This window comes from Lactobacillus sp. UMNPBX16 (genome assembly GCF_002553775.1).
Lineage (GTDB): Bacteria > Bacillota > Bacilli > Lactobacillales > Lactobacillaceae > Lactobacillus > Lactobacillus crispatus.
In genome coordinates this window covers 16,533-28,152 of sequence record NZ_PCYU01000013.1, presented here as the reverse complement: position 1 = coordinate 28,152, position 11,620 = coordinate 16,533, and the positions used below count along the sequence as shown (strand labels likewise).

General features: G+C 35.0%; 8 protein-coding genes. All 8 read right to left on the bottom strand.

Going from position 1 to position 11,620, the window contains the following annotated elements:
- A partial coding sequence (locus CP367_RS03445) for a hypothetical protein (protein WP_199160537.1) occupies window positions 1–636 on the bottom strand: 636 nt, incomplete at its 3' end.
- A gap of 16 nt (window positions 637–652) precedes the next feature.
- Window positions 653–2,122 (bottom strand): restriction endonuclease subunit S, encoded by a 1,470-nt coding sequence (locus CP367_RS03440; protein ID WP_089145863.1) that lies wholly within the window; start codon window positions 2,120–2,122, stop codon window positions 653–655.
- Window positions 2,112–3,560 carry an N-6 DNA methylase gene (locus tag CP367_RS03435; protein WP_089145862.1) on the bottom strand — a complete coding sequence of 483 codons (1,449 nt, stop codon included), beginning with the start codon at window positions 3,558–3,560 and terminating at the stop codon, window positions 2,112–2,114. Before CP367_RS03435 ends, CP367_RS03440 begins: the two co-directional genes overlap by 11 nt.
- Window positions 3,561–4,049: 489 nt before the next feature.
- Window positions 4,050–7,271, bottom strand: a complete 3,222-nt coding sequence (gene hsdR / locus CP367_RS03430) for a type I restriction-modification system endonuclease (RefSeq protein WP_089145861.1) — start codon at window positions 7,269–7,271, stop codon at window positions 4,050–4,052.
- A 138-nt stretch (window positions 7,272–7,409) separates the two neighbouring features.
- Window positions 7,410–9,503: an SLAP domain-containing protein gene (locus CP367_RS03425; RefSeq protein ID WP_089145860.1), complete on the bottom strand. Its 2,094-nt coding sequence runs from the start codon at window positions 9,501–9,503 to the stop codon at window positions 7,410–7,412.
- 144 nt (window positions 9,504–9,647) lie between these two features.
- The gene (locus tag CP367_RS03420; protein ID WP_005719604.1) at window positions 9,648–9,806 is read right to left on the bottom strand and encodes an LPXTG cell wall anchor domain-containing protein; all 159 of its coding nucleotides are present in this window, start codon (window positions 9,804–9,806) and stop codon (window positions 9,648–9,650) included.
- 34 nt (window positions 9,807–9,840) lie between these two features.
- On the bottom strand, window positions 9,841–11,067 hold the full coding sequence (locus tag CP367_RS03415) for a metallophosphoesterase (protein WP_089145859.1): 1,227 nt from the start codon (window positions 11,065–11,067) through the stop codon (window positions 9,841–9,843).
- A 103-nt stretch (window positions 11,068–11,170) separates the two neighbouring features.
- A complete protein-coding gene (locus tag CP367_RS03410) occupies window positions 11,171–11,536 on the bottom strand; it encodes a pyridoxamine 5'-phosphate oxidase family protein (RefSeq protein WP_005722407.1) in 366 nt (121 codons plus the stop codon).
- Window positions 11,537–11,620: the final 84 nt, after the last annotated feature.

Here is an 11,620-nt window from a genome sequence, read left to right as displayed (position 1 = left end):
ATCTAAGTTTGTATCTAATTCACTTTCTCCCACGGGAGCCTTAATTTTAGCACTTATTGAAATTTTTGAAAAAATATGTGCAATCCAGAATGAAATTAATACCAAAAAAATTCCAAAAATAAAATAAAACTGCCAATCCCATTTCTTAGTCATATTTCTTACGGGCTGAAAAAGAAGACTAAAAAATAATAATAAATCTATTGATAAAACTCTCCAAATAGGATATGCCTTTAATCTATTAATTCTAGAATAGGGAAAACAAAATGGATTTTCAGTAAAAAGTAATTGTTTAACAATACTCTGTTCAATATTATTTTCCATTGTATTATTAGCATTGTTTTCAGTATTTTCAAAGAAATTAGGTAAGTTAATAAATTCATATTCTTGCAAATTTTTACCAGTTAATTTTCTAATCCAAGTTTTTATTTTTCCTCTTTTAAATTCTCTATTCTTAAAATAGCTTTGAAGTAAGCTGGATTTCCCACTATCATAAGGTCCTGTAATTGCCAAATTTTTAATTTTAGGATCTGACAAAGCCAAATCTAATTTTTCCTTATATGGCTTTATTTGCTCATCTGTTAAATTATCTTTGGGATAAAGAGTAAATAATTTTGAATTTTCTTTGTTAATATTCAACTTATCCTCGCTTCCTCTAATTAAGATTTATTGCACTATAAATTCTAATTATCATATTAACGATTTTGTCTTGTTCCATTCGCGGAGGAATAGGAATTATCAAATTTTGTATATCACTTTTCCTTATAGATGGTGAGTTATCTCCCCTCATTTTTTGAGTCATATTAGTAACCGTATAATTCGAAAGTGTTAGGCAAAAAATATATTTTCTATTTATTAATTCATAGGGTTTAAGTACATAAAACCCCGTTGTTCCTATCTTGTAGTTATTATCTTTTGGAACCATTGCTATATTTCGTAAATATGGTCTAACAACTGAAAATAAAATATCATCATTTTCTAATACTTGTCTTGCCCTTGAAGCAATTTTATCTTTTTTTACGATTACTTTTTTTGGATTAACGACTTTATTATATTGATTATCGATGCTTGCAATATCAATATAATAAAAATCTTTTGCAGGCTTTTTATGTACTTCGGGTTTCAATATGTCCCCCAATCTACCCCATTCCCAGCTATCAGGAATATCAAACGGCTTCTCTTCATCAGTGATTGGTGGAAGCGGCTTACTCTTCTTAATCTTGCCTTCTTTAACAAGTTGCTCCTTCTCAGCTTTGATTTTCTCCAACAAAACACTTGCAGGTTCATCATGGGGATCTTGCTCGACTAATTTTCCACGCATTGCCAAATCCAGCACCTTCGACTTCAGCAAAGTCTGAAGTTTTGCGTATTGTTGAGTAGAAGATTCGACTTTGCGAAGCAAAGCGAATAGCTGCGCTATTTTAGCAGCGATTCGACTTTGCTCTGAAAGTGGTGGAAAAGGAACTTTAAGTTGATTAATTAACGTTTTATTCAAGGTCTTTCCTTTTATTGCAGGTGTAAGATAGCCACTATTACTAATTAATGGCAATAAGTAATATAGATAATCTCTGGTTATATTATTCCTGTTTATTATTGGATAAATAGATATGATTGCCTCATTATGGACAGCAGGTACCCCTAAAATGGCCACTTTGCCAATAGATAATTTAAAACTCATTAATAAAGTACCTTTTGGCTCAACTTGATTTCTAAAGCTATCTTTCAAAGCAGTTTCCGTAATTTTTTCTTTGGTGCTTTCTAAATATTTGTCACTGCCTATATCGCTAATTGAAACCCAAGGAATTGTTCCTTGATCCCAATATAAACCATTTCCTCTACGCGGTGTTTTACCTAGAGAGAAATTAATCACATCCCCCAATCTAACCCATTCCCAACTATCGGGAATATCAAAAGGCTTTTCATCATCAGTAATCGGAGCAAGCGGCTTACTTTTCTTAATTTTCTTTTCCTTAATTAGCTGTTCTTTTTCAGCCTTGATCTTCTCAAGCAATACACTAGCTGGCTCATCATTGGGATCTTGTGGCACCAACTTCCCACGCATGGCCAAATCCAAGATTTTTTCTCTTAAAGCCTGTGCATCAAAATCTAAAGTATTAGTCTTCATCGTCAATTCCTTCTAATGCCTTATTAAGTTCCGCAATTGCATCCCTAATTGCCTTAGACTTGTCATTCATCTCATCTAAGATTTCTTTCAATGAACGATCATCATGCTCTTCTTCATCATTCATCCAAGAAATATCAAGGCTAGTATTAGGACGCTTCAAAATTTCATCAATCGTAAACTTGCGCCATCTACCATTAGGATTCTTCTCTTTATCCCAAGTTTCTTTTCTCTTTGAGCGATTGTCAACGCAGAATAGCTTTTCAAATTCCGCAAAGTCTTTATCATTCAATGGATTACGCTTACCAAATGACCTCATCTGGTGACGCATATCATAAATCCAAGTTTCCTTGGTATTATCCTTGTCACTTTCACCGCGAGTAAAGAATAATACATTAGTCTGCACACCTTGAGCGTAGAAAATCCCAGTTGGCAAACGCAAAATCGTGTGCAAATTACACTTATTCAGCAGGTCTTTTCTAATCGCTTCGCCAGTACCGTCTGCAAACAAGACATTATCTGGTACAACAACTGCAGCACGTGCTTTACCATCTTTCTTCAATGAATTATAGATAATCTGTAAGAAATTAAGCTGTTTATTAGAAGTTTCGTAAGTTAAGTCATCACGAGTAACACGTTCTCCACCCTTCTTAGTACCAAATGGTGGGTTAGTCAACACAACGTCAAAGTTCTTCATCCACTTACCATTAGCCGATAATGAATCACCTTGTTCAAGACGACCGTCCATGCCGTGCAAATACTCATTCATAATTGCTAAACGGTGAGTATTTGGGACTAATTCCATGCCAGAAAATGCATCATGAATTTGAAAATTTCTCTCTTCTACTGAAAGATCCCAATATTCATCAGTCTTATCTCTAAGATATTGATCCGCAGCTACCATAAAACCAAAGGTACCTGCTGCTGGGTCATTACAACGATCACCTGTTTTAGGCTCGGTCATTTTAACCATCATATTAATTAAAACACGCGGTGTAAAATATTGTCCTGCACCAGATTTAACTTCGTTAGCATTTTTCTCCATTAGGCCTTCATAGAGATCACCGAGTCCCTCTTTTCTTGCAGAAAACCAATCAAGACCATCAATATCTTTGATAATCTTTTCCAAGTTAGCCGGTTCATCAATTGCAGTAGATGCATTAGCATAGATAGCGTTGATTCGTTTGCTCTTAACAATCTCAGGATTACCTAAATCAAGTAATAGCTGACGGTAGAAGTTTTTAAGTTCTAACCCTTCTTTAGAAACAAGATTATCCCAGCGATACTTCTCTGGAATGTCATCTTGTTGATCTTGTTCCTTACTCATCTTCAAGAACAAGATATATGTCAGTTCAGTAATATAATCTTGATAGCTTACCCCATCATCACGTAAGACGTTACATTCATTCCATAATTTTTGAACTATTTCTTGATTATTCACTTAATTTTGCTCCTCGTTGTTGTCTTTCTAATCAATATATTTTATCAAACATTTAGTTACATGTGTTCGTTTTAGCAACCTTTTTTCCTTAAACTAAAAAATGCCTCAAATGGCATTCCTTAGTTTTAATTCAAACTTTTTTCAAACAATGACGATTGTAGGCCCAGACGCATAATAATGATATGCCACCAAAAGAAGCTTATTAAGAGTTGTGGCCACGGTTCCAGTGCATCCCCTGTTAACATAATTGGTGATACATCAAAAGCGATATGCATAATTATACGCAAAATATGAACAAATCAATGATATAGCGAAAGCTACAATTGATCGTATTAAGTTGCCGTTATTCCCCTTTAAGAAGAATAGTATTCGACTCCTAAAAATATAGATAGCTAATAAAATAATGAAGGCACTAGTCATCTGTGATACTGAATACTTAACTTTGGCTACTTTTAAATTATTCTCCATATTCTTACTATACTTCCTACATTAAACATATAAATTCTCGTTTAAAACATAAATGATTTGATCAGTTTGATCGCCAAAAATAGTCTTCATCTTCTTATAGCCACCAACGTCCTTGAATCCAAACTCTCGGTTATCAAATACTTCTTTAGCGCTTGGAGCCAATACAGAATTTCTTAGTAGTTGTTTTTCAATTCTCTTCAACCATTTCTTTTGGGGAATAGTCCAATCAGCTAAGCCATAAACTTTTTGCATAGCATTATGAATTCTGACGTCATGATCAATTAGCTCAGATCCAGCCGCAGCTTGTCTAATGAAGCTGATAATATCAGCAGTGGTCTGAACATGGTTAACGTTCTTCCATGCACTTTGCAAATCATTTTCTTTAAAACCATTTTGCTCTAGCTTAAGTTTAATATTTTTGAGTTCATCAAAAGTTAAATCCTTCGGTCTAGTAGCTACAACTTGTAAGGCTGGAATAGTATTGACGTTATCCTTAACGAATTTATTGAAGTTTTCAATATAATCTGCTGGTTTTTGATTGCCATGCCCATAACCTCGACTTACATTAACTACTTTGTCTACTGCGTCAGATATTATTTGCTTGGATTTGACTGGGCTAATGTGGTCTAACTGCTCAAACTTAGGCCATTGCTTTAAAAATTGATCTTTATTTAATTTACTTAATTCACGTGCCCATTGATCAACCGACTTAATCTCAGCTAGGTGCTGGAACTCATTGCGTCTAGTATTATCCAGACGCTTGATTTTTCTCTCAACTGCACCGGCCATGTCCACTTGATACTGAGCAATATCTTCATTTGTTTCAAAGAAGTCATCCTTATGATTTAAGAAGTAATGAACATTATGCCCTGGATTTTTAACGACAGGCTTCATATTCGTTACCTTATTCATTGCTTCATAGATTCCGACAGCATCATAAATCGTAAATTTGGATTTATTAATTTCGGGACAAAGCCTGGTTGCCCGTCCCAACATTTGCTCATAGAGGATTCTTGACTGAACTCTTCTTAAGAAGACAATACTAGTAATTTGCGGTACATCAATTCCCGTAGTTAGTAAATCTACAGTTACTGCAATATTGGGGTTGGTTTCATTCTTAAAGTTTTTAATTTCTTGATTAGGATGCCGAATTGAACCAGTAATTTTTTCGATAGCATCGTCATCTACAGGATTACCCACTTTTTTGAATGCTTTTTTCAATAAGTCAACAACCATATCAGCATGTTCATCAGTTGCCGCAAAGATTAAAGTTTTACCTAAATTTGGATCACTTGGATCAAGATATCTTTGAGCTAATTCATCACAAACTACTTCATTAAAGCTACGTGTGATAACTCTCTTATTAAAGTCTTTTACATCAAAATTCATATTATCAGGTAATTTTTCTTTATTGATAGTTTTTTCATCCTGATCAAAAAGACTAACTTCGGCACCCTTTTTAAAATGAATCCCTTCTTGAGATAATTGAGTTTGAATAATTACTGGTGCATCATGGTCCACTAACCAGCCATCGAGAACAGCTTGTTGATAGCTGTAAGAATAAACTGGTTCACCAAAAATATCAATTGTTTGTAAAGCTGGCGTAGCAGTCATTCCGATAGCGGTCGCATCAAAATAATCAACTACACGTCTATATTGACTAACATAATCTTCTTGACTATAGAATTGATATTCTTTATCGCTAAGTTCTTTATCTTCTGCATAACCACGGTGAGCTTCATCAACAATAATGAAATCATATTGACCAACGGATGGCTTATCATCATTGTCTTCACTGAAAAATAGGCGTTTGATCATCCCCTGAACCGTTGCAATTTGAATTTTTGTTGATATTTCAGGTGCCTTATCACTCAATTCCTTTAATCCATAAATGGAAGAAATTGACATCGTACCTATTTTATTATCTTTAATTGCATTGGCAGTCTGCTTTCCCAATGAATTACGGTCAACTAGGTAAAGAATACGTCTAGCTCTCTTATGCTTAAGTAGTCTGTACATTAAAGCAATTGCCGTTCTAGTTTTACCAGTACCTGTTGCCATGGCAAGCAGAATACGCTTTTTTCCATCTTTGATGGCATTTTCCATCGCTTGAATTGCAGCAATTTGATATTCACGATGTGCAAAATCAGGAAAATCTTGATCATCTACCAAGTCTTGATTTGCTTCTTCTTTATTTTTAGCAGAAAGCTTCAACGATAAATCTTCTGGCTTATGAAATTCCTCAAGAGCATATGCGCTTTCTTTAGGATTACGTGCATCCCAGAACCAAATACCAGATTTTTCCTGATATTGTTTAAGATATGGACGACCATTTGCAGTATAGATGAATGGAACTTTGTAATCACCCATTTCATTTGAAACTAGACGATAATCTGATCTAAACGGTACCTCTTTAGAATATTCCTTAGGCTGTGCCATTTGCCCTGCAATATCTTGGTCCCACTTTTTGGCCTCAACAATTCCGTAGAACTTCAAACCTTTGAATAATGCATAATCTGCTCGCTGACCATTAGGTAGAACCCATTCAGCAATTGCCATATTGTGACCTTTTTGCGGTTCAGTTTTCTGCGTCCAATTGTTCAATTTTTGTGAATCTACTTCCCAGCCCGCATCTCGCAATTGTTGATCAATTAACTGACGTGTTTCTGCTTCAGTTAACTCATGTTTTTTAGCAAACTGAATGTTAATCTGGCGTCTGCGTTCACGCTCTTCAGGAGAAATTATGACTTCCTGCACCCTATTTTGTTGTAATTGCTTTATCTTTTCTTCGAGAGTTTTGATTTTATCTTCTTGAGTTTTAATTAAAGCTTTTTGATCTTGTGGCTCAACATAATCTGCAACTTCATCCAGAGAATAAACTTCTAAAAACCATTTCCATACCAAATAAGCACTCTGATCAATTTCAAGCGCAATCTTTTTGGTAGCAATAAAATGATCGTCATGCGCTGCCTTGTTCCGTCTTAACCTGATCAAATTAAGAGCATTCAAAACAGTAGGTGGATATTCATTCTTAGAATATGCCATTTTTTCAATTCGTTGTTTTTGGTTTAATTCCCAATCACCTAAATCATCCAAATGCATGATTTCCTTAGTTAATTGCTCACCAAAAGTTCCGAAAACTGTCAAACTACTTCTAGGATCAGAGTAAATTAAGCTTTCAGCGCTGAAAGCCAATTTTGCGTATTCTTGATAATCTTTTTGTGAAGTTTCAAAGTTAGACATTGTTTTTCCTCTAAATATTAAAGTAAATATAGTTTTATTCTACCCCGAAGCCCCAATTAATAACAAGTAGTGTAGGTACAAAAAAAGAAGCACCAACACAGTGCTTCTTTTAACATAACCTAAATAATCAATCGAACCCTACTTCGCCAAAACATATTCAAATCCCAACATATTGGTATAGCGATTACTACCTATCTTAATGTAATCATAGCCTTTGATCCTCTTGGTGCCATAAGTTTGGACATAATTCTTTGTCCTGGTATTCTTTGACTTGATTTCGTCAACTTTTTTACCCTGGGCATTTACCACAGGTGTTACAGTTTGCACAGTGTAGTAACGTTTGACCACTTTTAGCTTAGATGCTTCGAAGTTGCCATACTTAACGTATTTATTTGCACCAATCTTGACATATTTTTGCCCTTTAATAGTTGTAATGGCTTGAATCTTATAAGAAGTATTCTTCTTCAACAGCTTTCTAGTTTTCACACCTGCAGCGGTATAAACGTATGCATTACTTTGCAATTTCTTTTTCTTGCCAACAGTAATGCCATCAGTGATTAATGGGCTAATATCGACTTTGCGCTTTCTAATGGTATCTGAAGAATAGCCAAACCAAAATGGACTCTTCTTGGTAACATCCCATACTGGACGAGTTGTTGGATATTGCCAATTACGTTTGCTGTTATAAAGTTGAACGTCAAGCTCACCTGTAACTTGAGGCTGGTAATAGTTGTAGATCAGGTTCATCACTTTTTGAACCTCATAAGTAGTTAACTGATCAGTTCGTCTAACGAGCAACTTTTTACCATCAAGTACTTTAGTCGTATTAGTTAAAAACTTGTCAGCTTGACTAACCGCAACTTCACTGGCATTTGTCTCACCAACAACAGTTTTAGCATTTTGCAAATAAGTCAAGAACTGTATCTTTTTATCATAGTCAGCTAATTTATAGCGATCAGTCTTTTGAACCTTTTCTGCAGTGGCAATTGCAGTAGACAATGATGACTTATTAGTTGCCACCTTGCTTTGTGATTCTGCTTCACCGGCTGTGTTGATTGGCGTAAGTTTTACTCCCTCAACCTTTTTGACATTACTAGCCAAGATATAGCCTTCATTATCTAACTTATTAGTTTTAGCATTAGCTTCACCTGTTGTATGGTAGAAAAGTTCAGCTTTCTTTTCACTTGGTACCCAAAGATAGAGTGCTTCATTAATTTTGTGGTTGCTATACATTGCAGTTTCTTCAACCGTATTGGTATAGAACTGTTTAGATAGCTCTTGACTTGTCTTTTCACCGTCAATATTGTACAAAGGAATCTTTTTATCCAAGACAACCTTAGTAGAATCGGCTAATTCGAGATCTGAATGGTTCTTTAAAACTTGTGGCAGATTCAAATCATTTTCAGAAACCCAATAATTAGTACCCTTAATTCGGTAATATGAGTAGTGATCATGATCAAAGTCTGTCAATTGTTGTGGGAATTGCCCAGCATAATCGACTGTGATCTTTTGTCCCTTCTTTAATTCAATATTATTAGGATCTGTACCCCAACCTGTTGAATTAACATACTTTGTAATGGTTGAAGTATTCTTATTGACCGTTACGGTAATTGGTGCATGAGTAGTAAGACGATAGCCGTCAATGTAACCGATGTTGGCCACCTTGATATAACGACCGGAACCTAAATAATAGTAGTCTTTTCCATTAATTATGGTATAAGGAATGCGATACTTACCTTTTTGAGCCTCATAATAATACTTTGCTTTACTACTAGTAGCTTTCCGCTTACCAGCATATTTGACTACGCTACCTTTTTTAACAAAGCCAACTTTTTTACCAGATTTATTGTAAATATTGGCATTAAAAATTGCCGTTAAATAAGCAGGGCCAGATATTGGCGTTACATAATCTGAAGAAATATAAACATTCTTGCGTAAAGGATAGTATAACTCACCAGCACTGTAGTCGCCTGGATCAACCGTCTTAAAAAATGGTTTCCCATAATATTTAATCGTGCTGTCTTTCTTAGGTGCAGAAATATGATCCAAATAATTGCCCGAGCGATTGTACAACATAATATGTGAATCAATGACTTTTAAGGAGCCAGTTGCATTGCTTTTAGTAGCTGCGGTAACTGATGTTTGAACGTTTGAAGTTAGTGGTGCTGCGGCAATTGGAGACACAGCCAATAACGCAGTAGAAATTAAGATAAGTTTTTTATTGATTTTCATAATGAACCTTCGATCTAATAAATGCAGTTAAGATTTGATCAGTTAGTACTCATATCATCATTATAGCAGTTATAGTTATTTATTCCTTGATATTGAGCCTATCAAAAAAGAGATCGAAACCCAGTGTCTCAATCTCTTTCGATTTTATTTTGTTTTCTTCTTACGAGTCCATAATCCACTTAAACTCAAGCCAGACAGTAATAACCCTAACCATGAAAGATCACTATCTTGCCTACCGGTTGCTGGTAAAACAGACTTAGAGGCCGATCTCGGTGTAATTTGTTCTACTGTATCGTTTTTCATAATAGAAGTTTCCGTTTTACAGCAACTAATCTCACTACCACTTAAGCTTCAGTTTATGGCTACTTTGCTCTACCTGTAAAAATGAATCAACGTAGCGCTTAAAACCAGGTAAATATTTGGCAATCAAATGATATTCTCGTGAATTAATAATTTCTTTCTTTTGGGCTGCAGAATAATTACTTTCACCTACAAAAAAGTTCCAATTCAATTGATCTACAAATTTTATGACCACGTTAGCATCATTTTTATCTGATAAAGCTTGCGCAATCTGATTTAGTTGCTTTTCATCCAAACTAAAAAACAAATGCTTCAAATATTGCGAAAAATCTGTTGGCACTTTTTGCTTTTCTTCTGCAGTTAACCACGATTCCATTTTGAAGGAATGCACCTGATATTGCATCCCCGCTTCGTCTAAATATAGCTGACCATATTCCTGCTTAGTCATACAAAAACAAGCTCCTGCTACCTCCGCAATTGGTCGATTAGCAAACGGACCAATAATATTCTGTGCGTGCATATGGCCAGAAAAGACCGCTTTTACATTATATTTTTGTAATAAACCTTGCAGTGCAAGTGCATTATCAAGAATATATCCCTGATAGATTACTTTATTATGGCGATACAGATTATGATGCATAAAGAATAGCACTTGTTGCTGCTTTTGCTGCGCATCAATTAATTCTTTTTCAATCCAGTTCATTTGAGATTCTGAAATTCGACCGTTAGTAATCGGATGAGTTTGTGATTCCTGCTTGCCATAAATATTTGAGTCAGCCAATATTAGTCGATACTGCTTATTCAGATTAACGCTATAAGCCAGTGAATCAGGATCTTCATGTAAAGCATAATGATAAGAATCAGCAAAGATCTCTTTCCAAATAGCTGGGCTAATTTGCGGGGTGTAATCTTCATGATCACCTTTAAACTTGCGAGCCCAGCCGTCAAAAATATCATGATTTCCTGGTAAAACTAAGAATGCAATTTTATTTTTAGTTAATGGCTTAAAAATATTAGCTAAACGTTCTCCTGATATTTTAGCGCCATTAAAGGTTACATCACCAGTAATTATCACTGCAGTGGGCTTCTCTTGGATTACTTTACGTACAAACGCGGTCAAAGCAATCTCCTGATAATCTAAGTCTTTACCTGCACTAGTGTTGCGCATATGCTGAAAAGCAAGACCATCATCATGTAAACTATCTGCAATTAGATGTGTATCTGATAATAACCAAAGAATTGGCTTCTTTTTACTAGTAATCACAATTTACCTTTTTCAAAAATCTATTTTCACTTTAACTACTCATCATTATACCAACAAAAAAGGCATCCCTGCTAGGGATGCCTCATTGCGATAAAATATTGAATTAAGCGTCGATTTCTTCGATCTTAATGTTAACTACGAATGCTTCAGGAGTATCAGTGCCTGAAACGATCTTCTTAGCGTAATCGTCGCCTTCATGAATTTCAGCATGTCCTAAAACACGAAATGCCTTATGAGTAGGAACATCAGCGACAACAATAGCTGCTACTGAACCATTCTTCAAGTTTGCATAAGCAGTTGACTTAGTCTTTTCAAGATATTGAATAGTTGAAGCATCAATTGCCTTAAGTGAAGCCTTAGGACCAACTTGTGGCACACCGTTAGCATTCACAGTTGCCATGTATGGTAAGTGTGAGTTAAAAAATTCAATTTGTTCATCAGTAAGCTTAGTAGTATCTAATTTTTTCATAAAATTCGACCTTTCTTTTCTTAACTTCATTATTAATTATAAGCTATTTGCTAGAAAATAGCTATTATTTTGCCTTAGCTTAAT

Excerpts from the sequence above, each read along its gene's own strand:
- CP367_RS03440 (WP_089145863.1), bottom strand. The coding sequence starts at position 2,122 with ATGAAGACTAATACTTTAGATTTTGATGCACAGGCTTTAAGAGAAAAA.
- hsdR (WP_089145861.1), bottom strand. The coding sequence starts at position 7,271 with ATGTCTAACTTTGAAACTTCACAAAAAGATTATCAAGAATACGCAAAA.
- CP367_RS03425 (WP_089145860.1), bottom strand. The coding sequence starts at position 9,503 with ATGAAAATCAATAAAAAACTTATCTTAATTTCTACTGCGTTATTGGCT.
- CP367_RS03420 (WP_005719604.1), bottom strand. The coding sequence starts at position 9,806 with ATGAAAAACGATACAGTAGAACAAATTACACCGAGATCGGCCTCTAAG.
- CP367_RS03410 (WP_005722407.1), bottom strand. The coding sequence starts at position 11,536 with ATGAAAAAATTAGATACTACTAAGCTTACTGATGAACAAATTGAATTT.